At 43.0% G+C, this 25,949-nt stretch carries 24 protein-coding genes; 8 read left to right on the top strand and 16 right to left on the bottom strand.

Translation table 11 applies throughout. The annotated features are described in order from the left end of the window. Positions 1 to 50: 50 nt before the first annotated feature. From QVE43_RS01910 to QVE43_RS01900, 3 genes are read right to left on the bottom strand one after another with little or no spacing between them, the layout of a single operon-like run. Positions 51 to 1,220 (bottom strand): hypothetical protein, encoded by a 1,170-nt coding sequence (locus tag QVE43_RS01910; protein ID WP_288004037.1) that lies wholly within the window; start codon positions 1,218 to 1,220, stop codon positions 51 to 53. Further along, on the bottom strand, positions 1,217 to 2,557 hold the full coding sequence (locus QVE43_RS01905; protein WP_288004036.1) for an APC family permease: 1,341 nt from the start codon (positions 2,555 to 2,557) through the stop codon (positions 1,217 to 1,219). Before QVE43_RS01905 ends, QVE43_RS01910 begins: the two co-directional genes overlap by 4 nt. Positions 2,558 to 2,568: 11 nt before the next feature. Further along, entirely contained in the window at positions 2,569 to 3,546 is a 978-nt protein-coding gene (locus QVE43_RS01900) for a peptidoglycan DD-metalloendopeptidase family protein (RefSeq protein WP_288004035.1), read from the bottom strand. 202 nt (positions 3,547 to 3,748) lie between these two features. Between QVE43_RS01900 and alaS the strand changes: the two genes are divergently transcribed. The 3 genes from alaS to QVE43_RS01885 are packed head-to-tail and all read left to right on the top strand — an operon-like array spanning position 3,749 to position 9,054. Further along, entirely contained in the window at positions 3,749 to 6,385 is a 2,637-nt protein-coding gene (gene alaS, locus QVE43_RS01895) for an alanine--tRNA ligase (protein ID WP_288004801.1), read from the top strand. Between the two features lie 18 nt (positions 6,386 to 6,403). Then, entirely contained in the window at positions 6,404 to 7,870 is a 1,467-nt protein-coding gene (gene gatB / locus QVE43_RS01890; RefSeq protein WP_374758336.1) for an Asp-tRNA(Asn)/Glu-tRNA(Gln) amidotransferase subunit GatB, read from the top strand. Between the two features lie 20 nt (positions 7,871 to 7,890). Beyond that, entirely contained in the window at positions 7,891 to 9,054 is a 1,164-nt protein-coding gene (locus QVE43_RS01885) for a peroxiredoxin (protein ID WP_288004034.1), read from the top strand. Positions 9,055 to 9,192: 138 nt separating this feature from the next. Here QVE43_RS01885 and QVE43_RS01880 read toward each other — a convergent pair whose 3' ends face one another. Genes QVE43_RS01880 through QVE43_RS01870 form a run of 3 tightly spaced genes read right to left on the bottom strand, consistent with a single transcriptional unit; the run spans position 9,193 to position 10,727 of the window. Continuing rightward, positions 9,193 to 9,519, bottom strand: a complete 327-nt coding sequence (locus QVE43_RS01880) for a hypothetical protein (protein WP_288004033.1) — start codon at positions 9,517 to 9,519, stop codon at positions 9,193 to 9,195. Between the two features lies 1 nt (position 9,520). Further along, the gene (locus QVE43_RS01875; protein ID WP_038029817.1) at positions 9,521 to 10,060 is read right to left on the bottom strand and encodes an acyl-CoA thioesterase; all 540 of its coding nucleotides are present in this window, start codon (positions 10,058 to 10,060) and stop codon (positions 9,521 to 9,523) included. A gap of 7 nt (positions 10,061 to 10,067) precedes the next feature. Beyond that, the gene (locus QVE43_RS01870; RefSeq protein WP_288004032.1) at positions 10,068 to 10,727 is read right to left on the bottom strand and encodes a protein-L-isoaspartate(D-aspartate) O-methyltransferase; all 660 of its coding nucleotides are present in this window, start codon (positions 10,725 to 10,727) and stop codon (positions 10,068 to 10,070) included. Positions 10,728 to 10,814: 87 nt separating this feature from the next. Between QVE43_RS01870 and QVE43_RS01865 the strand changes: the two genes are divergently transcribed. Beyond that, positions 10,815 to 11,402 (top strand): riboflavin synthase, encoded by a 588-nt coding sequence (locus QVE43_RS01865; protein ID WP_288004031.1) that lies wholly within the window; start codon positions 10,815 to 10,817, stop codon positions 11,400 to 11,402. A gap of 28 nt (positions 11,403 to 11,430) precedes the next feature. Here the strand turns inward: QVE43_RS01865 and hemF are convergent, their stop codons facing one another. Continuing rightward, the gene (hemF, locus tag QVE43_RS01860; protein WP_288004030.1) at positions 11,431 to 12,342 is read right to left on the bottom strand and encodes an oxygen-dependent coproporphyrinogen oxidase; all 912 of its coding nucleotides are present in this window, start codon (positions 12,340 to 12,342) and stop codon (positions 11,431 to 11,433) included. Positions 12,343 to 12,375: 33 nt separating this feature from the next. Next, positions 12,376 to 14,865 carry a BamA/TamA family outer membrane protein gene (locus QVE43_RS01855; protein ID WP_288004029.1) on the bottom strand — a complete coding sequence of 830 codons (2,490 nt, stop codon included), beginning with the start codon at positions 14,863 to 14,865 and terminating at the stop codon, positions 12,376 to 12,378. Positions 14,866 to 14,895: 30 nt separating this feature from the next. Here QVE43_RS01855 and QVE43_RS01850 point away from each other — a divergent pair, with 30 nt between their 5' ends. Further along, on the top strand, positions 14,896 to 15,666 hold the full coding sequence (locus tag QVE43_RS01850; RefSeq protein ID WP_288004028.1) for an RNA methyltransferase: 771 nt from the start codon (positions 14,896 to 14,898) through the stop codon (positions 15,664 to 15,666). Here the strand turns inward: QVE43_RS01850 and QVE43_RS01845 are convergent. The 6 genes from QVE43_RS01845 to QVE43_RS01820 form a co-directional block, all read right to left on the bottom strand. Continuing rightward, positions 15,647 to 16,435: a queuosine precursor transporter gene (locus QVE43_RS01845; protein WP_038029804.1), complete on the bottom strand. Its 789-nt coding sequence runs from the start codon at positions 16,433 to 16,435 to the stop codon at positions 15,647 to 15,649. The genes QVE43_RS01850 and QVE43_RS01845 overlap by 20 nt on opposite strands. Then, a complete protein-coding gene (locus QVE43_RS01840; protein WP_288004027.1) occupies positions 16,428 to 17,369 on the bottom strand; it encodes a ribonuclease Z in 942 nt (313 codons plus the stop codon). Before QVE43_RS01840 ends, QVE43_RS01845 begins: the two co-directional genes overlap by 8 nt. Continuing rightward, positions 17,369 to 17,761 carry an STAS domain-containing protein gene (locus QVE43_RS01835; RefSeq protein ID WP_038029801.1) on the bottom strand — a complete coding sequence of 131 codons (393 nt, stop codon included), beginning with the start codon at positions 17,759 to 17,761 and terminating at the stop codon, positions 17,369 to 17,371. Before QVE43_RS01835 ends, QVE43_RS01840 begins: the two co-directional genes overlap by 1 nt. Positions 17,762 to 17,775: 14 nt before the next feature. Next, positions 17,776 to 18,741, bottom strand: coding sequence for a phosphoribosylaminoimidazolesuccinocarboxamide synthase (locus tag QVE43_RS01830; RefSeq protein ID WP_288004026.1), 966 nt, complete (start codon positions 18,739 to 18,741; stop codon positions 17,776 to 17,778). A gap of 68 nt (positions 18,742 to 18,809) precedes the next feature. Further along, a complete protein-coding gene (locus tag QVE43_RS01825) occupies positions 18,810 to 20,168 on the bottom strand; it encodes a toxin-antitoxin system YwqK family antitoxin (RefSeq protein WP_288004025.1) in 1,359 nt (452 codons plus the stop codon). A 37-nt stretch (positions 20,169 to 20,205) separates the two neighbouring features. Beyond that, entirely contained in the window at positions 20,206 to 20,601 is a 396-nt protein-coding gene (locus tag QVE43_RS01820) for a helix-turn-helix domain-containing protein (protein WP_288004024.1), read from the bottom strand. A gap of 204 nt (positions 20,602 to 20,805) precedes the next feature. Here QVE43_RS01820 and QVE43_RS01815 point away from each other — a divergent pair, with 204 nt between their 5' ends. Then, positions 20,806 to 21,693 carry a 3-hydroxybutyryl-CoA dehydrogenase gene (locus QVE43_RS01815; protein ID WP_038029927.1) on the top strand — a complete coding sequence of 296 codons (888 nt, stop codon included), beginning with the start codon at positions 20,806 to 20,808 and terminating at the stop codon, positions 21,691 to 21,693. A gap of 98 nt (positions 21,694 to 21,791) precedes the next feature. On the opposite strand, the gene QVE43_RS01810 is transcribed toward QVE43_RS01815, so the two are convergent. Continuing rightward, the gene (locus tag QVE43_RS01810) at positions 21,792 to 22,883 is read right to left on the bottom strand and encodes a flagellar motor protein MotB (protein WP_288004023.1); all 1,092 of its coding nucleotides are present in this window, start codon (positions 22,881 to 22,883) and stop codon (positions 21,792 to 21,794) included. Between the two features lie 186 nt (positions 22,884 to 23,069). Further along, complete coding sequence (locus QVE43_RS01805) at positions 23,070 to 23,888, bottom strand: 2,3,4,5-tetrahydropyridine-2,6-dicarboxylate N-succinyltransferase (RefSeq protein ID WP_288004022.1); 819 nt, start codon at positions 23,886 to 23,888, stop codon at positions 23,070 to 23,072. Between the two features lie 470 nt (positions 23,889 to 24,358). Here QVE43_RS01805 and QVE43_RS01800 point away from each other — a divergent pair, with 470 nt between their 5' ends. Together QVE43_RS01800 and QVE43_RS01795 are read left to right on the top strand one after the other, a co-directional pair. After that, positions 24,359 to 25,027 (top strand): metal-dependent transcriptional regulator, encoded by a 669-nt coding sequence (locus QVE43_RS01800; RefSeq protein ID WP_288004021.1) that lies wholly within the window; start codon positions 24,359 to 24,361, stop codon positions 25,025 to 25,027. After that, positions 25,011 to 25,946, top strand: coding sequence for a metal ABC transporter solute-binding protein, Zn/Mn family (locus tag QVE43_RS01795; protein ID WP_288004020.1), 936 nt, complete (start codon positions 25,011 to 25,013; stop codon positions 25,944 to 25,946). The genes QVE43_RS01800 and QVE43_RS01795 overlap by 17 nt, the downstream gene beginning before the upstream one ends. The last annotated feature ends 3 nt before the right edge of the window (positions 25,947 to 25,949 follow it).

Raw genomic sequence — 25,949 nt, 5'->3', positions numbered from 1 at the left:
GAAGGAATCACCTCCCCCTATTATACGTGAGCTTTGCAATACAAGTTTTGTTATTTTTTCTTCTTCATAAGCATGAGTGTCGATTCGCCCTTTCGGTATTTGTATCCAATACCAAAAGGCAAAGGTTTTATGTTTTCATGCCGGTATAAATCGTAAAGATCTTTTTGATACCAATCTTTAAACAACGCAATGGGACGGGTGTAATTTCCGTAGAGTTGAATATGCCAGTTGCCATCATTGAAGAAGCGGAGCGGTATGCCTGAATCATCTTGAAGCACAAAGCGCGACTTATTTAAAATGAAGCTGCGTATGTGTGAAAAGTAGTTTTTATGCATCAGGTATGAAGCCGACTTAATAAAAGTAGTCGAGATAGGTTGGTTCTGCAACCATTGATAAAGATGATTTTGTTCATCGAAGTGGGCGTCTGAAAGATCGGCTGAGAAATAATAGAGTTCTTTCGCAGACTCTGGGTTTTCGTGAGGTGAAAACACAATGCGCACGGCCTGTTTGCTCAATGTGTCAACAGGCACAAGCTTACCGCTGACATCAAAAGCCATCGGTTGTATGTCTATAATTTTATAGTCGAGTTGTTTTAGAAAGACCAACAGCAGGTGAATGGTGCCGTTGAGTTCTTCGGCTCGCTTACCCGTTAAATCCACTTTCATGCTAAGCGTCCGGAAGAAGCTGAGGTTTAAAATGTGATACATTGATTTTTCTAAGGATGCAAAATACTCATTGAGTTCCTCTTCGGACATTTGCAAAAGGGGAGGTAAGGAGCCCACCGGTTCAAGACCTATCAGATAATAGCTTTTAAAATCAGGGAAAAAGAGTGCCGTATGAAGAATATCAGCACCGGCAAAAGGATAAAAACACCCACCATCTATCTTGTTGGGCTCTGCGAGCTCCTGTAATGCCCATGCTTTTAAAATATCAAATTTGCTGCTTTTATTTTGCCATGTTTTTTGAATATTTTGGCTGTAGCTCTGCCATGCTTTTGATTGGACAAGCGTTGAAAACGTATCGGTGGCGGGGGGCGTGCCGGCCATGACAGAAGCCAAATCGTCGTAATAAGTGTTTTCTACCGTTTCTGCTTCTTGCAACTCTTTTTTCAAAGAGTCCGTACGGCTGCCTTTTTTCTTTTCTTCATTCTCTTGCGGCTCACTGCATGAAAGCAGTGTTCCCACTAACAAAAATAAAAGATAGGTATATTTTTTAATCATAATTTTTTGTTTTTACTAAACCAATAAACAACATAACCAATCAATAGCCACAATAATGAAGCCATAGACTCATAAGTGCGGCTCATAAGTAAAAAATACATTGTCCATGCCGTTCCGGCAAGAAATACGACAGGAACGAGCGGATAGCTCCATGTTTTGTATGTCGGCGGTTGTTCATAAATATTTTTCCTTCTGGCAACGAATAAGCCCAGCACTGTCAGGAAAGTAAAGGTATCTAAAATAAAGGCTATAGCATAGAGGATGGATTCGAAGGAAGTAGAAAGAATCAATATCAAAGCGATAGTAGATTGAAAAAGAATAGCATAAACAGGTACGCCTCCCTTGTTCTTTTTCGCAAAGAAGCGGAACAGCTTTAAATCCTCGCCAATGACTTGTGAAACTCTTGGACCTGCCCATGTCATGGCGCTGATAGATGAAATTAAAAGAACGGCTATCATAAAAGCCATGACTTTACTTGCTGTTTCACCCAAAAAAGCTTTTGCCGACAGATAGCCTACATCTACGGGCTGCGCACTGGCCGCTTGTATGCTTGCCAATTCTTCTAAGTCAAGTGTTGTCAAGAAAACGATATGCAGCAATAGATACAGTGTGGCCACCAGGCCGGCGCCTATGAATAAAGAGCGTGATACGTTGATTTGCGGCTTGTCTATTTCATTGGCTATATAAGCACTGGCATTCCAGCCTGAATAGGCAAAAGAAACGAAAGCAAGGGATATGGCGAATCCACCACTAAAAATCAAATCCCAGTCGCCTGCTTTTACTTTTAGCGTATGGGTGACCGGTGCAGGAGCCAGCCACAGGCCGGCTATTATGAAAAACAACAGAAATGCCACCTTGATGGCAGTAGAGTATTTTTGAAAGATGCCGCTCATTCGCACGCTTTGTAAATGCACAAGCGTAACAAGTACAAGTATCGTTACCGCATAGGATTGAATGCTTGCCCAAGGGAAAACACTGAAAAAGTAACTGCCAAAAGCCATGGCACTCAAGGCAACCGGTGCGGCAAAGCCTACAGTCATGGAGACCCAGCCGGATAAAAAACCCACTACGGGATGATAAATACGGGAAAGATAATGATACTCACCACCGGAACGCGGAAAGCGGCTTGCCAATTCGCCGTAAGAAAGCGCACCACACAAAGCAATGACACCTCCTGTTAACCATAGCATTAAAATAGGGAACGCCGATGGTGTCTGTTGGGCCTGGTATCCCAAGCTGGTAAAAACACCGGTGCCAATCATGTTGGCAACCACTACTGCTGTGGCCGCCTGTAAGCTAACTTTCCGGTTGCGGGCAGAAGATGTTGTGTTTTGCATATAGAACTTGCTTATTCCAAAGATTGATTTTCTATGGATGCAAGTTCTAAAATTTTATTGTATTCTTCGTCACTTAGCTCGCTAAAGAAATAGTAAACCGGGTTTACACGCTCCCCTTTATAGTGCACCTCATAGTGCAGATGGGGCGCCGTGGACAGGCCCGTGCTTCCTACATATCCGATACACTGTCCTCGTTTTACTTTTTGTCCCGGCTTTACATTGAAGCGCGACATGTGTGCGTAAAGAGTGACATAACCATAACCATGATCTATACGCACCTCTTTGCCATACCCCCCGTATGAGCTTCTTACCACGGATACAACGCCGTCAGCTGTAGCATAAATAGGCGTACCGGTAGGTGCAGCAAAGTCAATGCCGCCATGGAACTGGCGAACTCTATAAATAGGATGGTAACGATAACCAAAGCCGGAGCTCAGGCGCGTCAGCTGTTTGTTCGATAAGGGTTGTATGGCCGGTATATGAGCCAACATTTTGTCTTTCTCTTTGGCCAGCTTCACCAGCTCATCATAAGATTTGCTTTGTATGTACACCATCCTTTTAAGCCGATCTACCTTCTTGCGCAGTTCTACCACTGTTTCGGTGGTGGAGGACTGGCGGCTAAAAAGTGCTTTATAGCGATCGGTACCTCCGAAGCCTGCTTGCCGCACGGTAGAGGGGATCGGGTCCGCCGCAAAAATTACGCGATATATTTTATTATCCCGCTCTTCGAGGCTCGCCAGTACTTTGTGCAATTGTTCCACTTCCTTCTGTAACACTTCGAACTGCACACGCAGCTCTTCGTTTTCTTGCTCCAGGCGGGCTTCCCGACTGGTTTTGTAGTACTTGCTATAGAAAATGGATATTACAATACCAAATACAAAAGCAAGGGCTAAAAATCCCAAAGCATTCAGAATATAGTCAATTGGTCTTGTTCTTACACGTTCATACTTGCAGGTGCGGGTGTCATAATAATATTTAATCTTTGCCATAAAGCCATTTTCTGTTAATCTACACTATCGCAAATGTAACAAAATATTACACTGAGACCAAGGATAGCAGCCATTATTAAATACGCAACCGCGAGCAGACGGTTGGGGATGGGTGCTTTATTCGCTAATTTTACATAAAAATTGTGCTTTCGTTGAAAGCTGCTAAATTTGCATATTCAACTTTTAATTGAGTGAAACAATGATGAATGCCAACGAAATCAGAGATAAGTTTTTGAAATTTTTTGAGTCGAAAGGTCATTTGATTGTGCCCTCTGCGCCCATTGTCATGAAAGATGACCCCACCTTGATGTTTATGAACTCGGGCATGGCACAATTTAAAGACTACTTTTTAGGTAATAAGAAACCGCCGGCACCCCGTATTGCCGACACTCAAAAATGCTTACGTGTTACGGGTAAGCATAATGACCTTGAAGATGTGGGGCATGACACTTACCACCACACTTTTTTTGAAATGCTTGGCAACTGGTCTTTTGGCGATTATTTCAAGAAAGAAGCCATTGAGTGGGCATGGGAGCTGCTTACCGAGGTTTACGGCTTGCCTAAAGAACGCTTATACGTAACTGTTTTTGGAGGTGATGCAGAGGAAGGGTTGGAAGCAGACGAAGAAGCCAAGGCTTTGTGGCTTCGCATTGTGCCCGAAGACCGCATTTTGTACGGCTCTAAAAAAGATAACTTTTGGGAAATGGGCGATACCGGTCCTTGTGGTCCTTGTTCCGAAATACATATAGACTTGCGCGATGAAGCGGAAATTGCACAATTGCCGGGCCGGGAGTTAGTCAACAAAGACCATCCGTTGGTGATAGAGATATGGAACCTGGTATTCATGCAATACGAGCGCATGAGCGATGGCAGCCTGCGCCCCTTGCCGGCCAAACATATCGATACGGGCATGGGTTTCGAACGCCTGTGTATGGTGGTGCAAGGCAAAAAGTCGAACTACGACACAGACCTGTTTCAACCCATCATCAAAGCTGTAGCACAAAAAGCCGGGGTGCATTATGGCGATAACAGCAAAACAGATGTAGCACTGCGTGTGATTGCTGACCATGTGCGCGCCATTACATTCACCATTGCCGATGGGCAGCTGCCCGGCAGCACAGGCGCCGGTTATGTGATACGTCGCATCTTGCGACGCGCCGTACGCTACGGCTATACCTTCCTTGGTTTCCAAGAGCCGTTCCTCTTCGAGCTGGTCGATATCCTTGCCAACATGTTTGAAGATGTGTTCTCCGAAGTGAAACAGCAAAAAGACTTTGTAAGTAATGTCATCAGGGAGGAGGAGCGCTCTTTCCTTCGCACTTTGGATACAGGGCTTAAACGACTGGAGCAATACTTTGAAGCACATGCCGAAAAACAAGTAATAGACAGAAAAACAGCTTTTGAATTATACGATACCTTTGGCTTCCCCATTGACCTTACCGCCCTGATTGCTCGCGAACGCGGCTTCCGGGTAGATATGGAAGGGTTTGAAAGTGAAATGCAGAAGCAAAAAGAACGTTCAAGAAGTGCTACCGCGCTGGAAACCGGCGACTGGGTTGTGCTTCATTCAGATAATGAAGTGGAGTTTGTGGGATATGACACGCTTTCTTGCGAAGCCAAATTGCTAAAATACAGAAAGGTAAAAGAAGGCAAAAAAACATTTTATCAGCTTGTATTTAATAGAACGCCCTTTTACCCTGAAGGAGGAGGACAGGTCGGTGACCGTGGTGTAGTACGCATACTGGGAAGCGATGTGCAAATTCCCATCGTAGATACTAAGAAGGAGAATGACCTCATTGTGCATTTTACCACCGATGAGCGTTGGCTCTTGGTAGATGGGCTTGCCGATAAAATATTTTTGTTAGAGGTGAATAAAGAAAAACGCCTGGCTGCACAACGCAACCACTCAGCCACCCACTTGTTGCATGCGGCGCTTAAAAAGGTGCTGGGCGACCATGTGGCTCAACGGGGCTCTTTGGTTTCGGACGAGGTCTTGCGTTTCGACTTTTCCCATTTCTCGGCACTTACGCAAGAAGAAATTATAACTATTGAAAAAATAGTAAATGAAAAAATAAGAGAAAACATTGCACTTGATGAACGCAGAAGCGTGCCTATCCAAGAAGCGCTGGAAATGGGCGCCACGGCTCTGTTTGGGGAAAAATACGGAGAGTATGTACGCGTGATTACTTTCGATGAAAACTACTCAAGGGAACTGTGCGGCGGAACTCATGTGCGTGCCACCGGCGAAATTGGTTATTTCGTCATAGCTTCGGAAAGCTCGGTAGCTGCCGGTGTACGACGCATTGAGGCTTATACCGGCGCAAAAGCTGTGGAGTATGCACGCCGGCATATTGACCTGGTGCAAGAAAGCAAGCACATGCTCAAAGCTAAAGACCTGAAAAAATCTATCGAGCAATTGATTTCAGAAAAGCAAAGCTTGAGCAAGGAAATTGAGCGACTCAAGGCAGAGAAAGTAAGCGCTATCAAGAAAACGCTTTTAGAGAAAAAGCGAGAAGTTGATGGTGTCCACTATATAGTGGATAAAGTAGCACTTCCCGATGGAAACGCTTTGAAACAACTGGCATTTGAGCTGCGCAACCAAGTGCAAAACTTGGTGCTGATATTGGGAGCAGAAGTAGGCGAGAAAGCTCAATTGGCCATCATGCTTTCCGACTCTTTGGTGAAAGAAAAAGGATGGCATGCCGGAAATGTAGTAAAAGAAGCAGCCAAAGAGATTAATGGCGGTGGTGGTGGGCAACCTTTCTTTGCTACCGCCGGCGGTTCGAAAAAAGAAGGCTTGGACCGCGCCATTCAAAAAGCTAAAGATTTATTGAAGTAGATAAAAATATTGTTTGAAATGATGAAATTAGAGGAAGTACTAAAAAAATATGAACCGGTCATAGGGCTTGAGGTGCACGCCCAGCTCAAAACACGCAGCAAAGCCTTTGCACCGGAAGAAGCTGTTTACGGCGCATTGCCCAACACAAGTGTTAGTGTAGTTACATTGGCGCATCCGGGCGTGCTTCCAAAAGTAAACAAACGCACTTTCGATTTCGCAATCAAAATGGGGCTGGCTTGTGGTAGCCAAATCACTGAATATAACTTCTTCGATAGAAAAAACTATTTCTACCCCGATTTGCCTAAGGGCTATCAAATATCACAAGACAAAACCCCTATCTGCCGGGGAGGTGCCATTCATATCAAGCTGCCGGACGGAACAACCAAAGCTATTGGCATTACGCGTATTCATATAGAGGAAGACGCCGGAAAATCGATGCACATAGAAGGGGAGGAGGAGAGCTTTGTGGATTTCAACCGTGCCGGTGTTCCTCTGATTGAAATCGTGAGTGAGCCTGATATACGTAGTGCCGATGAAGCCTATGCCTACTTGGTGGAAATAAGAAAATTGGTTCGCTATCTGGACATATGCGATGGCAATATGGAGGAAGGTTCACTTCGCTGCGATGTAAACGTATCTATCCGCCCCCGGGGAAGTGAGCGCTTCGGTACACGTGTAGAAGTGAAAAACCTAAACTCTTTTGGCAACGTAAAAAGAGCCATAGAGTTTGAGATTGTAAGACAGGCAGAACTTATAGAGCGTGGCGAGTCCTTTGTGCAGGAAACACGCATGTTCAATGCCGAGACAGGACAAACGTACAGCCTGCGTACAAAAGAATCGCTGAATGATTACCGCTACTTCCCCGAGCCCGACCTGACCCCCGTATATGTCACACAGGAGTGGATAGAACGCATACAGGCAGAGATGCCCCCACTGCCTTGGGAGCTGTTCGATAAGTTTACCAAGGAATACGGCTTGTCGGAGTACGATGCCGAAGTGTTGACCTCAGAGCGGGACATTGCACTCTATTATGACGAAGCTTGTCAATACACCAAAGAGTACAAGGCAGTAGCCAACTGGATAAGTGTGCAGGTCAAGGCATATCTCAACGAACTGGCTTATACCATTGATGAATTTCCTTTGAAGCCAAAGGCCATTGCCGATTTGGTCAACCTGATTGCCGAAGGGAAAATTACACACAACATTGCATCCAAGCAGTTGTATCCGCTGATGCTTGAAAATCCGGACATTGAGCCCGAAGCTTTGGCGCAACAACATCAGTTAATTGTAAATACCAATACAGACGAACTGCTGGGGATTGTAAAAGAGGTGATTGCCCGCTTCCCCGATAAGGTGGAAGAGTATAAAAATGGCAAAAAGGGACTCTTGGGCATGTTTATGGGGCAGGTGATGCGTGCTACCCAAGGTAAGGCAGACCCCAAGTTGGCCACACGTTTATTGCAAGAAGAGTTGGAACGTTTATAGAATTCTAAATAAAAAATATTATGTTAAGTAAAGTAAAAAACATAGCCATTTACGCCTTATTGGGTGGGCTTGTAGCTTGTTCTTCCCAAGAAGGAAAGCAAAACCAAATTCAAATAAAAGGTGAGGTGTTCACAGGCTCATCACAAGACACACTACACCAGGTATTTCTGGATGTGGTTAAGGAAAATGAATACAAGACGATAGATACTGCACAAATCAATGAAAAAGGGCAGTTCTCGTTCGAGGTGGAACCGGCCAATGAATTTGGAAGAATTCGCTTCGAAAACAACAACAGTATTCCTATTTATGTTGACAGCTCTTTGCACCTGCAAAAAATAGATATCTATTCGCCCATTGCCAAATATGATTTGGTAGAGGGCTCGAAGGTCAACCGGGAGATTGCTCAGTTTCTTGCTATCCTGCGGGATTTTAATATGGTAAACGATTCTTTGCAAAGAGAATACATTCAAGCAGAACAAGCGGGAGATGAAGAACGAAAAGCAGCTTTGGAAGAAGTTTTCCGGAAGTCCTATTATACATCGGTTGAAAAAACCAAAGCGCTTATCAATACCCTTATACCTTCTGTGTCAGTAATTTATGCTGCCAGCTTGCTTAATATGGTGGATGATGGCACTTTTTTAAAGGAGTTGGCAGAAAAAATGCAGAAAGCATATCAGGGCAAACCCATGCCTTCGGCAGTGAAGCGTTTTATAGACTACATGTCCCAAGTGAGCCTGTCTGAAGATGTGCAGAGTGCAGGACCGGAGGAAGGAAGCATGGCTCCTGATTTCTCCTTGCCTCAAGCCGACGGCACTCCTTTTAGTTTGTCGAAACTACGCGGCAAATATGTGCTCGTTGACTTTTGGGCAAGCTGGTGCGGACCATGCAGGAAGGAAAATCCTCAGGTGGTTGCTTTATACAATAAGTACAAAGATAAGGGATTTGAGATATTGGGCGTATCTCTTGATGAGGACAAAGAAGCATGGTTGAAGGCTATAGAAAAGGACCGGCTTACATGGATTCATGTTTCGGACCTTAAAGGATGGCAAAATGAAGCGGCACGCCTTTACAATGTGAACGCCATACCGATGACTTATCTTATAGACCCGGATGGCGTCATTATTGCCAAAGGACTACGGGGACCAGCTCTCGAAGCTAAACTCCAAGAATTGCTTGGTAAGTAAATTTATTTCAGCAATTCCTTAAGCGCCTTCCAAAAAAGGCGCTTTTTTGTTTCATCGTCTCGTATGTCGGTCAGCGTATCTGCCCATAAAAAGGCAACAGAGTCTTTTTGTATTTTATACTTTGAAGGTGCAGATAAATTAGAAAAAAGCTGTTGGGGGAGCAATTCCGAAAAATATACTCCAGCGGTTGTGCAGGTCGTAGATGCTTTCTTCCGGAAGGTCTTCCATATATAAAAAAGTCACTTCATTTTGCCCTAAGCCATGGGGAAGCAGTTGCCCCATGGCTTGTATGACTTTTGTAATAAAAAGACTGCCTTTGTCAGTGATTGACAGATCTTCGCGCTTGCCTATCAATATCAAAGGTTTTTCAAAAGAGACGATACTACTTAACTGCACTCTGTTTTTAATTAAGTAGAGTGGGGCATCGTCGAATATGAATTGCAGCCAGGCTTTTTCTTCTGCCATTTTACTCTGTGGTAGGATACAGGTTTTTCGAAAGCAGCTCCTTTAGCTCGGTAGCATCTTGTATTTGCATTCTGCCACTGAGTATCAGACGAAGTTCACGGCGGTGTATGGCACTTTCATACAAGCGCTTTTCTTCCTCTGTTTCAGGAATCACCTCGGGAACATCTATCGGGCGCCCCGTTTGGTCCACTGCAACAAAAGTATAGAAGGCCTCATTGGTCTTGTGTTTTGTTTGAGCAGGTATGTCTTCTGCCCATACCTCTAAATGAACTTCCATGGATGAGTTGAATGCGCGCGTTACTTGTGCCTTGATAGTAACAACGTTTCCAAGTTTAATGGGGTGTCTAAAAGAGACATTATCAACAGAGGCAGTTACTACTATACGGTTTGAATGCTTTTGCGCAGCTATAGCAGCAGCAATATCCATGAAATACATTAAACGCCCTCCCATAAGGTTGCCCAAAGTGTTGGTATCGTTGGGCAGTACCATTTCTGTCATGGTAGTAAGGGACTCTTTTGCCGGTTTTGCTTTTCTTGCCATTGAATGTTTATTTTTTCCATCCATATTTTCCTAACAGAGGTACAAATTTAAAGAAATCCCCTACGATTTCCTCGAATGTATCCTCACTTTTGCGTACAATACAGTGCATGCGTTGTGTACGTTGGTCGCCTACAGGTGCCACCAAGCGTCCCCCAATAGCCAATTGATTCTTTAGCTCCTTTGGAATACCGGGAGCTGCAGCAGTGATAAGTATTCTGTCGAAAGGTGCACATTGGGGCAAGCCTTTGCTTCCATCTCCGCAAAACGCTTGAATATGTTTTTCAAGCCCCATCAGCGTAAACATTTGCTTGGCTTTTTTGAATAGTTTGTCGTGATACTCTATGGTGAACACTTTAGCGCCCATGGCTGCCAAGATACAAGCCTGATAGCCGGAACCGGTTCCTATTTCCAGTACTCGCATGCCCGGTGTTACTTGTAGCAGCTCGGTTTGATAAGCCACGGTATAAGGCTGTGAAATGGTTTGCCCTTCATCTATGGGAAACGCTTTGTCTTGATAGGCATGCTCAAGAAAAGCTGAATCTAAAAACCAATGCCGGGGGATGAGCTCAATAGCTTGCAGGACGCGTTCATCCTTGATACCTTTTTGCCGTAGCTTATTTACCAGCTGCCGGCGCATGCCTTTATGTCTATATTCGTCTTTATACATAAGCAAATATAAGGTGATGCCTCGCTTTTTTTAATAGAACAAAAATACTACTTTGTGACCTTAAATCACCAAAATATATCTTTGAGTATGTTTACAGGCATTGTAGAAGCAATCGGCAAAGTTACATCAGTAGATACAAGAGAAAATAACCGCATATTTACAATAGAAGCCCCTTTTGCAAAAGAGTTGAAAATAGACCAAAGCGTTGCGCATGATGGAGTTTGTTTAACCGTTATAGAAGTTGATAATAATACCTATAAGGTAGAGGCAATTAAAGAAACACTTGATAAAACCACATTGAGCCGCTGGAAGGTGGGGTATAATGTTAATTTGGAACGTTGTTTGCCTGTTCATGGACGCTTCGATGGTCATATAGTTCAAGGGCATGTAGATACTACAGCTACCTGCATAGAAAAAATAAAAGAGCAGGGGAGTTGGCGCTTTTTCTTTAAATATCCGCCCGAAAAAGGAATTACAGTACCTAAGGGCTCGATTACCGTAAATGGTGTCAGCTTGACAGTTGTTGATTCAGAAGATGGTATATTTTCCGTAGCTATTATTCCATATACATACGAGCACACAAACTTTTGTTTCCTTTCCGAAGGTGACCAGGTCAATATAGAGTTTGATATTATAGGAAAATATGTGCAGCGCCTTGTAAAAGGATACCAATAAAGCATGGGGAAGTCCCCATGCTTTGGTTTTAAGATGCAAACGATATCCAGTCTATCCCTTTCTTCAAGAGCGATAATGTTTCTGCTTCCGGGGAACCGGGCGCCGGCTGGTAATTGTATTTCCACGCAGCCAGCGGAGGCATGCTCATAAGAATGGATTCTATGCGCCCTTGAGTTTCAAGCCCAAATTTTGTACCTGCATCATATACAAGATTGAATTCAGCATACCGGCTTCTGCGAACAAGCTGCCATTCTTTTTGTTTTTCATTAAAGGGTTTGTCTTTTTTACTTGATATAAGCAACTTGTAGGCAGGGATAAAACTAAGCCCTACATCTTTTACAAAGTTGAATATATCATCTTTTTGCATACTGTTATCTTCAGTCAAGCGGTCGAAAAATATACCCCCAATTCCGCGTGTTTCTTGCCTGTGAGGTATAAAGAAATAGTTATCTGCCCACTCTTTAAACTTAACATAATAATTGTTATTGTGTTTATCGCAGCAATCTTTAAGAAGTTTATGAAAAGCAGCTGCGTCGGTTTTGTCAATGTAATGGGGGGTAGCATCTATACCTCCACCAAACCAATATTGTCCATTGCTTGCCTCAAAATAGCGCACATTCATGTGAATAATAGGGACCCATGGGTTGAATGGGTGCAATACAATCGATACGCCTGTGGCAAAGAATTCGCCTTCGGGTAAGACGCCTTTCTGCACGAGAGGAGCGGGCGTAGCGCCATATACCTCCGAGAAATTAACGCCGCCTTTTTCTATCAGCTTGCCGTTCTGTATCACTCTTGTTCTGCCGCCACCCCCGCCGGGACGCTCCCAAAGCTCTTCCATAAATTTTTCTTTTCCATCCAGGGCTTCCAGCTCCTGACATATGTGGTCTTGCAAATCTTTGAACCATTCAGCAATTGACTCTTTGGTTAGCTTAATCATAAAAGTTGATATTTTTTACCTCTTTATAAAAATTTAAAATGGATATCCAATACCTATGTTTAGCAAGGCTGCATTACTACCGCTAAAAGGTTTATTGATTGATATGTTATTGAGTACCCACCTGCTACCCTGTGGCTGCGCAGGATCCACCGCCTTGATTCCCAAATCCAAGCGAAGTAACAGAAAAGTAAAATCGAAACGCAACCCAAAGCCGGTACCAACGGCTACTTCCCGCCAAAATTTGTTGGTAAATTGCCCTCCCGGCCGGTCTGTATCTTTGCTTAGTGTCCATACATTGCCCATATCAACAAACAAGGCGCCGTTGATAATCCACCAGATTTTGAACCTATATTCAACACTTCCTTCCAATATGATATTGCCGGGTTGTTCGAATCTATATGATACGTTGCCACTATCATCTATATGGTCGTAACTTCCGGGACCTAAACGCCGGGGTGGCCATGCCCGGATACTATTGCTGCCACCTGCAAAAAAGAACTTCTCATAAGGAATAGTTGAGGAGTTGCCATAGGGCCATGCAGCACCGCCCAAAAACTTCATAGCAAGTGTTGATTCTTTAGATAGTGGATAATGATAACGAAGGTCTGTGTAAAACTTCAAATATTTAAAATAGTTTAAACCGAAAAGCGTGTTGTCTGCATTCAGTATTTTTTCATTAAAAAAGTTTAAAACAGCGCCGCCCGATTCGCCATAAAAGCGCACAAAGCGTGAAATGACATTATTAGTTGATATATCGTTGTACGTCCAGCTGCCATAAGAGCTGGTAATGAAAGCATTTTGAAAGCTCTGCTGTATTGTTGGCGATGACAACTGCTCCAAGAAGGCGTCAAGTGCAGCGGTGCGGTCTGTATTTACAATGTTTATATCGAGAGGCGAAAATTCATAGCGGTAATGGGGAAGCTTTCGCCATTGGTATTTGATATAGAAGTTGGAATTACGCCGGGTATACTCCGGCCGGTTGGTGAAGTTAAAAGACAAGCCAAGTATTGTCTTTGGTTGCTTGTGCAGGAATTTATATTGCCACTTCTTGGGCAAGATAAAGTGGGGAATGGTGAGTGAGCTACTGTAGTTTACCTCGGTAGTAGAATATATTTGTGACTGGTCGGTAAGGCTGGTTTGGCCGTCGATGGCAAAACGGAAACTATTCTCAAATATTTCCATTCCCCCAAACGGATTCCTGTTTTTTAGGCTAAAATTCACGAAAGGTCCCGGCAGCCCTTGTACCACGTTTAAACCTGTTTCACTGGTGAAGGAAAACTTCTCCATAGGGGCAGCACTGATAACGGGCGTCAGCTTGGTAGAACGGTTGTCCTTTAAGTTAATATTGATGAATTTAAACATGTCAAGCGTTGAAAGTGACTGCTGCGTTTTTCTTATGCTTGACTCCTGAAACCAGTCCCCCTCATGGAAATGAATTTGCTGTGCTAAAATATCAGGATTGAAATTCCTGTCTGCCAAGTAAACACGAATGTGCTTGCCATCATATGTTTGAAATTGCCGGGCTTGTGATGTGTCAATGCGGTTTGTGCCTCCATTCGATGGAATAACCAAAAAATAGGGGGCTGTTAGCTGATAGCGCAAATGCTTCCCTTGTAAATTATCAGGCGCAATTTGGTCTATTTCTTTACCCAAGCTTTGAACATTCACTTTATTGGTATCGATTCTGCTGGGGGCATTTACCACAAAACGGATATCTGCCTTCTTTTGCATTTGAGAAGTATCCACTTCAATACTTACATATTCGCGCGTAAAGCGGAAATAGCCTTTCTCACGCATATAGGTTTCTATGTCTGCCCGTATTTTATCCAAATAGTCGCGATCGTAGTGGACCATTTGCCTCGACTGACGCCTAATAAAAGGCGGCAGGAGACTATCAAGGTCAGTTTGTGCGGTGATAACGGCAACACTGTCTATCCGGTAGGGGACGTGCTCATGGATAATGTAGGTAGCCTTGGCTAATCGTCCTTGTTTGGAAATAGTATCTATTTTAAGCGCTACTTCCGCATCAAAAAAGCCCTTGGTATGCAAAAACTCCCGCAGGTTGCGTATCGACTCATAACTCTTGCTTTGGTTTAAAATCACCGGTGGCTCACCCACCACACGCATAAGGAAATTACCTTCTTTGAGTTTGGTTTCCAGCTTCTTTATTTTTTTATCTCTCTTGTAAATCAGCTTGTTTACCTTGGCATTATTGCCTACGTATTTTTCTATTTTTTGCTGATACTTCTGTTTGGTTTCATCTATTTGTTTTTCGATGCGTCCGGGCTTGAAAAACTGCTTTCCTAAATAGTAGATTTCCACATAGGGCATGAAGCCAAAGACTTTCCGGTTGGGACGTTGCATCAAGTATGGCTCCAACAAGTCACTATCTAAAGAATCCGTTTTTATTTCTTGGGCATACAGTATGTACTCGTTTTCTTTGAGGGAAAGAATGCTGAAACACCCCGATAGTAAAACTATCGAGAGGAGGCTGAAAAATGCTACTTTTGCCTTTGAGTGCATCCGTCTTGTTGGTTGAAAAAACTATGTGCAATGATAACGAATAAATGGAAAAAGACCTTGCGGCAACTGCAACAAAAGAAGTACAGAAAACAATTGGGGCTTTTTGTAGTAGAAGGACGTAAAATGGTAGAAGAATGTTTGCGCTTTGCGGCTGAACGGATAGAGCAGGTTTTTGCAATAGAACACTTATGTTCGGCATGGCAGCAGGCTTTTCCGGAGGTGCATATAGAAGCGGCTTCCGGAAGCGACATACAAGCGTGCAGTGCTTTGCAAAACAATCAAGAAGCCTTGGCAGTGCTTCGTATCGACTCATCCGGCAATGATTTGCCACAGCAGTGGTCCCAGTCTTTGTTCGTGTATTTAGATCACATACAGGACCCGGGAAATATGGGCACCATCATGCGTATTTGTGACTGGTATGGGCTTCCGTCTCTTTTGGTATCAGAAGATACGGTGGATGTTTGGAATACTAAAACGATACAGGCAAGCAAGGGGAGTTTTTTGCGTGTCAAAGTGTATTACTGCTCAATGGAAAGGTTGTTAGAGACAATGCCCCCAAAAACCGTCATTTGGGGGGCTGAACTTCAAGGCAAGGACATTCATACCATAAAACCAAGAGAGCACAACAACACAGCCCCCTTGATATTGGTAATGGGCAACGAAGCCAACGGCATACGCGATACCACCCGTAAATTTATTGATGAATATATAACAATTCCCCGCTACGGTGCAGCCGAGTCACTCAATGTGGCCATGGCCACGGCCATTCTTGTGGATAATCTTAAAAGAGTGGGCTATTAAGCGCTTCTTTTTTAAGCCTTTGTGCAATATCATCGCCTAAATACCACTCTACGAGGTAATGAATCAGATAAAGCACGGGCGTAGTGATGACGGCTATAATGAACTTGTAAGAATAGTTGATTATACCAACCGAAATAATTTCAGACAAAGACCAAGGTCCAAAAATGTAAAAGGCTATGTAAATAACCACAAAGCTATCTATAAACTGAGACACGATGGTTGAACCGGTAGCCCGGAGCCATATGTATTTTTCGCCTGTTCTTTTTTTGAACAATGAAAAAACAGTAGCATCAATCAACTGTCCAAGAAGGAAGGCGGTTATTGACCCTATAATAATACCCAAACCTTGACGATATACCGTATTGTAGGCATAATTGATATCGATAGGAGGGGTTACTTTTTCTTTGTATATCGTAACCCAAAAATCAGCAGCCGGCAGGTGGGTGGTAACACTAATTCCTAAAAAGGCATAAGCTATAAGGGCTGCCGTAAGGATAGACAGATAACGCACACCGCCTTTTCCAAAATATTCATTCACAATGTCCGATATAATAAATACCACGGGCCATATCACTACACCGGCAGACAGGTTAAAATCCAAGCGGTATCCCATGATGGGGATTTGCGCAGGTGGAATTCCCAGCATCTTTTCCAAAGAAAAGATCTTTACACCAATCATTTCGGCCAGTAGAGCATTGCTTATGAAAATACCACTAAGAACAAGCAGCAGGTGGGTCCTTTTACGGTAATATTCTTGCTCTTTATGCATGTGTCTTACTGTAATTTAACTGGTTGAGATTAAGCTTCATCCCTTCTTTTGCTGTGTAAACGGAAGGAAAAATACTGCGTGCTTCTTCTTCGAAAACGCGCCGGTCAGGATGTCGGTAAGAGAAATGCCCAAGCAATAAATGCTTGGCTTGACATTGATGGGCAATGAGAGCTGCTTCTTTTGCCGTAGCATGCAATGTTTTTTCTGCAAGTTCTTTTTCCGAATGCAAGAATGTAGATTCGTGATAGAGTAGTGTGACTTCACGGCAGTATTCAATAACGCTTTCATCATAGGCAGTGTCGCTGCAGTAGGCAAAAGACAAAGCAGGCAGCGGCTCGGTGTAATCTTCACTTTTATACAAGAGCGTCCCATCTTCGGCAAGTATATCTTCGCCTTCTTTCATCCGGCGGATGTATTCATAGGGGATGCCGTCCCCTTTTTCTGTAAGAAACCGCCGTTCTGCTTGTACTTGGCTGATGCGAAATCCTACGGTAGGGATACGGTGTTTTAGCGGAAAAGCCAATACTTCCCATTTTTTATCTTGATATATCACCCGGGCAGCATTGGTTGGAATGCTTTGGTAGTCAATATTGTATTTCAGCTGTGTATCGGAAGCCCGTAGAACAGCGGTCAATATGTCTGCCAATCCGTGAGGGGCATAGATGGTAAGCGGCGTGGTACGCCCATGCATGTGCATGCTCATGATAAGCCCTACCAAACCTATGTAATGGTCTGCATGCAGGTGGGAGATAAATATACGGCGAAGCTTATTGTAGTTGCCACCATAGCGAAAAAAAGGCACTTGTATGCCCTCGCCACAGTCTATCAACCACTGCTCATCATTCAAATAGCTCAATAGTAAACCGGAAGTATAATGCTCAAAAGAGGGCACAGCAGCAGCCGTGCCCAATACGGTTAGCCATACGGGATTCATCAGTCTTGCTCTTCTTCGTCGGAGTCGTTTAGTTCACGTTCTATTTCATCCATAAAAATAGCTTCCACGGCTTCGTGCCGGGTAGGTAAAATATTAATGATGCGGTCGAGTTGGGAAATAGCAAGGACTTTGGCTACATGCTCGCTCACTGCACAGACCACAAAAGAGCCATTGCGCTCATTGCTTAGTTTATTACCTACCAATATGGCGCTCAAGCCGGATGAGTCAATATATTTTACATTCGACAGGTCTAAAACAAAATTTTTATACTCTTCTTTTTCTGCTAAATCATGAAATATGCTTTTCAATTCAGCAGTATTGACAGCATCCAGCTTATGTGTTTGTGGGATAATGATGGCTGCTTTTTCTTCTTTTTCTATTTGAAAACTCATAGTTGATGCTTGTTTTATGCCAATAAGCGTTCTTTTTCTAAATAAGCTTTAATGTTATGCTCGATACGTTTGAGCACCTCCTCTGTGGTGAGAGATGCGCCGATATGGATGGTTTTTCCCGTCATGGTGGAATATAGTTCCATATAACGCTGCATAATGCGCTCTACTACTTCATCTGTCATCGGCGGCACTTCTTGCCCTTCCTTGCCCTGAAAACCATTTTCTATCAGCCATTGACGTACAAACTCCTTGGATAGTTGTTTTTGGGGTTTGCCTTCTTTTTGGAGTTCCTCGTAGGTGTCTAAATAGAAATAACGCGAAGAGTCCGGCGTATGAACTTCATCTATAAGATGGAGCTCGTTCTCATACAAGCCAAACTCATATTTCGTATCTACCAAAATCAAATTTCGCTCTTTGGCCATTTGAGTGCCCCGTTCAAACAACCGAAGGGCTGTCTGCTCTATTTGTTCGTAGAGTTCGGCAGAAACTATGCCCCGCTGAATGATTTCCTCTTTGCTAATATCTTCATCGTGCCCGCTCTGTGCTTTGGTAGTTGGGGTGATGATAGGGGTAGGGAGGCGATCGTTTTCTTTAAGTCCATCCGGCAGAGCTACGCCGCACAATGTACGGTGCCCGGCTTTGTATTGGCGCCATGCATGCCCTGCAAGGTAAGCCCGTACTACTATTTCCACCGGAATGGGCTTGCATATCTTCCCTATAGTCACGTTGGGGTCCGGCGATGCCATTACCCAGTTTGGTACAATATCGGTGGTGTGTTCTAAAAAATGCAGTGCAATTTGATTCAATATTTGCCCCTTGTAGGGGATAGCACGTGGCAAAACAACATCAAAGGCTGAGATGCGGTCGGTGGCGACCATAATGAGGCGATCTTTAAGAAAGTACAGATCCCTTACTTTGCCGCGTTGCTTGTTTTTTAATCCGGGAAAGTCAAAATCAGTGTATTGAATAGCTGCTAACATAAACGTAGAAACCGGGTTTGATTTGGGCAAGCAAGTTACGAATTTTAGTTGTCATACAATGGCTTTTATCAAGGTTGCAGAGGCTCTTCTTTCATAATTACACCATGTTGGTAAAGTACTCTTTTTTTCCCGTTTTCCGATGTTATTATCCATTCGCCATGGGGCAGGTCGTTGGCAAATTGCCCTCTTTGTTTTTCCGTGCCTTCGGCTGTGTACTCTACGTACGCACCGTGTTTGCGTCCATATTTGTATGTCACCTTTTTATGAACCTTACCGTTGGGGTAGTAGTAAATAGCTTCACCTTCCATTCGCCCTGCCTTGTAAGGCTCTTCTTTTTGCAAATGACCTTGTTCATCATAGGTTTTCACCCAGCCGTCCAATAATCCGTCTTTATACTGTCTTTTCTCTTTTATCGCACCGCCGGGATAATACTCTATCCATTTTCCATGTGGTTTGTGTTTGTAGAGTTGATACTCGCGAAGTTTATTTCCGGATGTGTCGAACTCCACAATGGATTGTTGTATTTCCCGGTCTTTATAATCGATCACTTTGGCAACTTGCCCGTTTTCGTGGTAATGAAGTGCTTGCCCTATGCGTGTTCCTAAATCATAAACTATTTTGCGACGTATTTGCCCGCTTGGATAATACTCTTTGTATTCGCCATGAGGGAGGTTTTGTCTGAAAAAACCTTCTTCTAAAAGATGCCTTTGCGGATCATATCTTTTAAAGATTCCATCTCGCACCCCTCTTTTTACTTGCATTTCTATTGCCGGTGCGCCTTTAGTGGTGCCGTTTGTGTCAAAATAGGTGCGAATCCATCCGTCTTGAAAACTATTGACATAGTCTTCTTCGGCTTTTAGTGCCCCTGACGAGTAGTAAAGGTACGCTTTTCCATGTTGCTTGCCTTCTTCATAGTAAATCTTGCTCTTCAATATACCTGTAGGATAATATTCAAGCACTTCGCCATGTAGCTTTCCATTTTTGAAGCGGCTGATATTGCGCAATACATTGCCCTGATAAAAAGACTTGGAAAGTAGCATGGTATCGTTCCGGTATAGGGTGTATTGAAGTGTGTCGCCATTTGGGTAAAAAACAATATAGTCACCATCCAGCTTGCCGGCTTGATTGTAGTGGGCAATGGCTTCGATAGGGGAGCCGGTACTATCGTAGTATTGATAAAACACCCCGACCCGTAATCCTTTTTCATATACACCTTCTACAGCTTTTCTGCCACTCTTGAAATAAGTGTAGTACTTTCCGTGCAGAAGTGTATCGTCAGGAAATAAAAGCACTCCAAACTTTGCTTTTACTGCATTTGTGTCCGAATAATTAACCACAAAAATATCTTGTATTTGAGCCGCCAAATAAAAGTTGAATGCAACAACCATAAAGGCGGTGAGAAGGATTTCTTTTTTCCTACTTAACATAATGTAACTTATTTTACATTTAATACAGTACCTGTTTCTACTTTGAAGAAGCGTCATTAAGTGATGCATGAAAGAGCTCAAAGGTTTGATCTGAATAAAAGATAATGATTTTATCGATGCGCTTGCCTGTAATCTTTTCATAATCACTAACAGGAAACGATGGCAGCAACTGATTGGTTTCAGAACGTTGGTTTGCGTTGGTGTTTTCGAAAATGGGCAGCTCTCCAAACAACAACCAATTTACATTGATGTGCGGATATGTCTCATGGAGCTTACTTATGAAATCGAGACTTGGCTTATTTCTTCCGGCCAATAAATGCGAAATGGTAGCCCTGGGTACGCCCATAGTATCTGCAAATTGAGAAGGTGTTGTGTTTAAAATTTTTAACAATTGCTTGAAGCGTTCGTTAACTAAATTAACTTTTGTACTCATGTCTACAAATGTTTACAGGTTTTGACTTGATTTTGTGTATAAAATTAACAATTAACTTTTGTTAAGCAATGGTTTTACTACTATAATTTACATATGTTATTAACATGTGATAAAAAATGTAACATTGATTTTACTTCTACTTTTCTATACCTTTGGAAGGTCTTTCAATCTTCAATACTCACAAAAACATAAACAACTATGGAAATTAAAAATGCAGTAGTTATAGGTGCCGGTACAATGGGAAATGGCATCTGTCATGTATTTGCACAACACGGCTATCAAGTAACGATGGTAGACATTCGCCGGGAAGCCCTCGACAAGGCTCTGTCCACCATTTCGGCCAATATGGACAGGCAGATAAAGAAAGGGATATTGACCGAGGCAGACAAAGAAGCAGCCCTTGCCCGCATCGCTACTTCTACCGAGTTAACGTCCGCTGTCAAGCAGGCCGACATTGTAATAGAAGCGGCTACTGAGCGTATAGACATCAAAAAGGATTTGTTCCGTCAGATAGATGCACATGCACCGGCACATGCTATCTTGGCAAGCAACACCTCCTCTATTTCTATCACAACCTTAGGCGCTGTTACTCAACGTCCGGAAAAAGTTATCGGCATGCACTTCATGAACCCGGTGCCGGTTATGAAGTTGGTTGAAGTAATAAGGGGCTACCTTACTGATAATGAGACTACTAAAACCGTGATGGATTTATCCGTTGCTTTAAACAAGGTGCCGGTAGAAGTAAATGATTACCCGGGATTCGTATCCAACCGTATTTTAATGCCCATGATAAACGAAGCCATTGAAACCTTATTTCAAGGGGTTGCCGGTGTGGAAGAAATCGATCAGGTAATGAAGTTAGGAATGGCACACCCTATGGGGCCTTTGCAATTGGCTGACTTTATTGGCTTGGACGTATGCTTATTTATATTGAAAGTGCTTTATGAAGGCTTCGGAAAGGACAAATACGCACCTTGTCCCCTACTGGTCAATATGGTGGAAGCCGGCGAGCTGGGTGCCAAAAGCGGACGTGGTTTTTATGACTGGAGTAATCCTAAGGAGCTAAAACCATCACCTCGTTTCCAAAAGTAATGATTGTCCAAAAGCCCCTCAAGCACAAAAGGCAGCTTTAAAGCTGCCTTTTGTGCTATTCATCAATATGATTCTATCTTCCGTTCCTTTTTTAAGGCTTAAATAATCAAAAGAGCATTACAATTTGCTTCCGGCTGAAAGAGTACGTAACAAACAACGGCAGCCTTCCATAAAGGCGAAAAAGCGAGATAGCTCTCTATCCCGCTTAAATATGGCTGCATATTTTTCCATACTTGATTGAATGAAAATGTATTGCCATTGTTTGTTTTTGAACTTATTTGATGATTAGTAAGGTGTTTTTCTTGTTGTGCATTGCTTTCATTCTTGCGTAGCTTGCCAACAGGTGTGCCATATATGACTTCACTGTTTTCTTCTATGTTGTTTTTCTCCCCTGTTTTTTCATTCAGCGAAGCTGAGTTTTTTTTTTCTTCGCCTTCGTTTATAAACTGCCGGACAGGCATAACGATGGTGTTTTGGGTATTTCCTTCTTCCAGGCCATCAAAAACCATGTTCAATATTTCGGTTTGTTCCGGCATAACGATAATATCCGTTCGCCTATTGAGGCGCCGCCCTTCGGGAGTAGAGTTGTCGGCAAGCGGATACAAATCACCTTTCCCGGAAATTGATACCTTGTCTTGGGGGAAATTAAAGCGAACCATGTAACGCCCAACCTCGGAAGCACGCGCTAAGCTCAGCTCCCAATTGTTTTTATAAACAGGATGATTCCGGAGAGGAACGTTGTCTGTGTGCCCTTCTATAATGATGGTGATACCGGCAATTTCGCCAAGGGTTTCACTTAGGTATTTAATGGCATTCTGGCCTTCACTGTTAATACGAGCGCTACCGGGCGGGAAGAGAAGCTCATCCAAAATGGTGATACGCACGCCTCTCTTTTCCTTCACTACCTGGATATTGTCTATTTCATGAGTAAGTAATGTATGAACTATCTGTCTGCGTATGTATTCCAGCTGCTCTTGATAAACGGATGCTTTGTCAAGCAACTGAGCATATTGGTACAGTTTCTGTGCATTGCGCCGCTCTTTGAGCTGCGACTCCCCCAGCATACGCACCAGCTCATCTGCCTGACGGGCAAGCTCCATTGAATCTTCTTTAAGCTGCAGCAACTTGGTTTGATACTCTTTCAACAGTTGTTCTTGCCGGGCTATTGCTCCCTTTTTGCCCCCTTTCATTGCTTGCTTGTAAGGAGAGCATGCAGCAAAAGGCAATGAGAGCAGAATAAGTCTCATTGCCCAATAACGCGAAAATGTCCATAGCCTGCACATAGTATTAGTACTTTTCGTATTTTAAAGTTATTACGGTCACTACCTTTGTTAAATATCAGCAATATACGAAAAGTAACTAAAAAATGTTACATCTTACACCGTTACTTCAAACTCTCTGAGTGCCTGGTTCAGCGAAGTTTTAAGGTCTGTACTCTCTTTTCTTTTTCCGATAACAAGGGCACACGGCACGTGAAACTCCTGATTGCCAAATTTTTTCGGATAAGAGCCCGGAATTACCACGGAACGAGGCGGAACGTATCCTTTTAACTCCTTCACGTCATCGGGATTCGATACGTCAAAAATCTTTGTACTCATTGTGAGCGTTACATTGGCGCCCAACACAGCTTCCTTTCCTATACGCACCCCTTCCACTATAATGCAACGGGAACCAATAAAAGCACCATCTTCTACAATAACAGGCGCGGCCTGAGGCGGCTCTAACACACCACCAATTCCCACACCCCCACTAATGTGCACATTTTTCCCTATTTGGGCGCAGCTACCCACAGTTGCCCATGTGTCTATCATGGTACCACTGTCAACATAGGCGCCTATATTGACATAAGAAGGCATCAAGATGACTCCTTCATTGACGAAAGCGCCGTAACGGGCTACAGCATGCGGCACTACGCGCACCTTCTTTTCTTCATACTTCGACTTCAGCGGTATTTTGTCATAGAATTCAAAAGGTCCAATCTTGATGGTTTCCATGGGTTGAATCTGAAAATACATGATAACAGCCTTTTTTACCCATTCATTAACCATCCATTCCCCTTCCCCGGTAGGGTAGGCTACTCGTATTTGCCCCTTGTCCAATAAGTCGATGGTTTGTCGAATGGCATTCTGTGTGGCTGCATCTTGCAGGAGACTACGATCGGCCCAAGCCTTGAGTATTAAGTTTTCCAATTCCATAGTTTTAAGTTTTACTTTAAATAACTAATTGTTTTTTTCTGATTAACAATGAGTTATAAATGTTATCAAAATTTTATTCTGCATGAAACCATGCATTAAACACCTGTCTGGGCATGAAGATAGAATAATATACCTGCAATGACAAGCCCGGTGCAATAGATTTCATCGATACAGGATTGCCCTGTTTTAATACAGCTACCCTCTCAGGAAGTATAGCGCTCCATAACCAAATAGCCACCTTGCCAGAGTATGACGCATAAAGCGTATTGCGCACCAATCAGATACCCTATAAGTTTTTAGATTTTCACTGGCTGCACACCGGAAAAAGCATCAATATATCGCACACAACTTATTGATTAACAGCGTATTGTTAAGTTTATTAACAATACATTTAGATTTATCTAAATTTTGTTTTTTATAAAACTTAGATATATATTCGCTATATGATAACTTAATAACAGCTATCAGACATGCTTAAGCTTTCGCTCTCGGAAGAGAATTATTTGAAAACCATTTATGCTTTGGAGGAGAAAGGCGAGCCAGCGCACAATCAAACCATTGCACAGACCCTCCGGAACACACCTGCCTCGGTAAGTGATATGTTAAAAAAATTAACAAAAAAAGGACTTATTCATTATGAACCTTACAAACCAATACGCCTGACATCGAAAGGAAGAGAACTGGCATTAAGCATAGTAAGGAAACACCGTTTGTGGGAAACTTTTTTGGTAAAGTGTCTGGGCTTTACCTGGGAAGAGATTCATCCTGTCGCTGAGCAACTGGAACATATAGAAAGTGAATTGCTTATTAGCCGGTTGGATGAATACTTGGGATATCCCAAGTATGATCCTCATGGGGATCCTATCCCCTCCCCTGACGGGAAACTTCAGCCAATAGAAGGTTTTCCGCTTTCTCACGCTCCCATTGGTGTAGAATTAGTGGTCGTTGCAGTAAAAAATGACGAAAAAGACTTTTTAAGCTATTTGAATAAAATAAACCTATCAATAGGTTTGAGTATTATCATTATCGACAAAATACCTTTTGATTTAAGCATAGAAGTTGATATAAACAACCGAATAGTAAATTTATCTCACTTAGTAGCCTCCCAAATCATTGTAAACCATGAAAGCAACCATTAAATCACTGTTGTTTAACATAATATTTATTACTGCATGTGCCATTTATTTGTGCGCCTGCTCTTCCGGTAAGCATGAGAATGCCACACAACAGCGGCCGCTCATAGTGGTCACCACAAACATAATGGCCGATGTTATTCGACACATTGCGGGCGATTCGATGGAAGTCATCAGCATAATGAGCGCGGGTGTCGATCCCCATCTGTACAAAGCAACGCAAAGGGATTTTGTTCTTTTCAAAAAAGCTGACATTATTTTCTACAATGGCTTACACTTAGAAGGGAAGCTAAGCGAAGCGCTTAATAGCTTGGCACGCCAAAAACCCTGTTATGCTTTGGGGGATGCATTACCCAAAGAGCAACTAATACAGGTGGGTGCTTCTACCTATGATCCGCATATTTGGTTCGACCCTTTCCTTATGAAATTGGTTACCGATGAAGCCCTTAATAAATTGGTGACCCACTACCCTTCTATGAAATCATATCTTAACAAGAATGCAAGCTTGTACAAGCAGGCAATAGACAGTGTTCACACAAATATAGTAGCCATGTTTGAAGCGGTACCGGAGCAACGCAGGATATTAATTACTGCCCACGATGCCTTTGAGTATTATGGCCGCCGGTACAAATTACGAGTAAAAGGTTTGCAGGGAATTTCCACTATGTCAGAAGCGGGTTTATATGATGTTACGGAGTTAGTGAATTACATAATAGAAAACGAAGTAAAGGCCATATTTGCGGAGACAACTGTGTCGCCCAAAGCCTTGCAAAGTGTAGTGGAAGGTTGTAAGTCTAAAGGGCATATAGTGAAGCTTGTACCCGGTTTGTATTCAGATTCCCTGGGCGATGATAACTCTCCTGCAAATACTTATTTAAAGATGATTTTATTCAACACACGATTAATAGTTGATAATATTAAGTAAACC

This window comes from Thermonema sp., assembly GCF_026003375.1.
Classification (GTDB): Bacteria; Bacteroidota; Bacteroidia; order Cytophagales; family Thermonemataceae; genus Thermonema; species Thermonema rossianum.
Note: the sequence above shows the minus strand (reverse complement) of the source record. Positions and strands in the feature narration are given on the sequence as shown.

Bases quoted from the DNA above. Each gene is read 5' to 3' on its own strand.
- QVE43_RS01910 (WP_288004037.1), bottom strand. From the start codon at position 1,220: ATGATTAAAAAATATACCTATCTTTTATTTTTGTTAGTGGGAACACTG.
- QVE43_RS01905 (WP_288004036.1), bottom strand. From the start codon at position 2,557: ATGCAAAACACAACATCTTCTGCCCGCAACCGGAAAGTTAGCTTACAG.
- QVE43_RS01900 (WP_288004035.1), bottom strand. From the start codon at position 3,546: ATGGCAAAGATTAAATATTATTATGACACCCGCACCTGCAAGTATGAA.
- alaS (WP_288004801.1), top strand. From the start codon at position 3,749: ATGAATGCCAACGAAATCAGAGATAAGTTTTTGAAATTTTTTGAGTCG.
- gatB (WP_374758336.1), top strand. From the start codon at position 6,404: ATGATGAAATTAGAGGAAGTACTAAAAAAATATGAACCGGTCATAGGG.
- QVE43_RS01885 (WP_288004034.1), top strand. From the start codon at position 7,891: ATGTTAAGTAAAGTAAAAAACATAGCCATTTACGCCTTATTGGGTGGG.
- QVE43_RS01880 (WP_288004033.1), bottom strand. From the start codon at position 9,519: ATGGCAGAAGAAAAAGCCTGGCTGCAATTCATATTCGACGATGCCCCA.
- QVE43_RS01875 (WP_038029817.1), bottom strand. From the start codon at position 10,060: ATGGCAAGAAAAGCAAAACCGGCAAAAGAGTCCCTTACTACCATGACA.
- QVE43_RS01870 (WP_288004032.1), bottom strand. From the start codon at position 10,727: ATGTATAAAGACGAATATAGACATAAAGGCATGCGCCGGCAGCTGGTA.
- QVE43_RS01865 (WP_288004031.1), top strand. From the start codon at position 10,815: ATGTTTACAGGCATTGTAGAAGCAATCGGCAAAGTTACATCAGTAGAT.
- hemF (WP_288004030.1), bottom strand. From the start codon at position 12,342: ATGATTAAGCTAACCAAAGAGTCAATTGCTGAATGGTTCAAAGATTTG.
- QVE43_RS01855 (WP_288004029.1), bottom strand. From the start codon at position 14,865: ATGCACTCAAAGGCAAAAGTAGCATTTTTCAGCCTCCTCTCGATAGTT.
- QVE43_RS01850 (WP_288004028.1), top strand. From the start codon at position 14,896: ATGATAACGAATAAATGGAAAAAGACCTTGCGGCAACTGCAACAAAAG.
- QVE43_RS01845 (WP_038029804.1), bottom strand. From the start codon at position 16,435: ATGCATAAAGAGCAAGAATATTACCGTAAAAGGACCCACCTGCTGCTT.
- QVE43_RS01840 (WP_288004027.1), bottom strand. From the start codon at position 17,369: ATGAATCCCGTATGGCTAACCGTATTGGGCACGGCTGCTGCTGTGCCC.
- QVE43_RS01835 (WP_038029801.1), bottom strand. From the start codon at position 17,761: ATGAGTTTTCAAATAGAAAAAGAAGAAAAAGCAGCCATCATTATCCCA.
- QVE43_RS01830 (WP_288004026.1), bottom strand. From the start codon at position 18,741: ATGTTAGCAGCTATTCAATACACTGATTTTGACTTTCCCGGATTAAAA.
- QVE43_RS01825 (WP_288004025.1), bottom strand. From the start codon at position 20,168: ATGTTAAGTAGGAAAAAAGAAATCCTTCTCACCGCCTTTATGGTTGTT.
- QVE43_RS01820 (WP_288004024.1), bottom strand. From the start codon at position 20,601: ATGAGTACAAAAGTTAATTTAGTTAACGAACGCTTCAAGCAATTGTTA.
- QVE43_RS01810 (WP_288004023.1), bottom strand. From the start codon at position 22,883: ATGAAAGGGGGCAAAAAGGGAGCAATAGCCCGGCAAGAACAACTGTTG.
- QVE43_RS01805 (WP_288004022.1), bottom strand. From the start codon at position 23,888: ATGGAATTGGAAAACTTAATACTCAAGGCTTGGGCCGATCGTAGTCTC.
- QVE43_RS01800 (WP_288004021.1), top strand. From the start codon at position 24,359: ATGCTTAAGCTTTCGCTCTCGGAAGAGAATTATTTGAAAACCATTTAT.
- QVE43_RS01795 (WP_288004020.1), top strand. From the start codon at position 25,011: ATGAAAGCAACCATTAAATCACTGTTGTTTAACATAATATTTATTACT.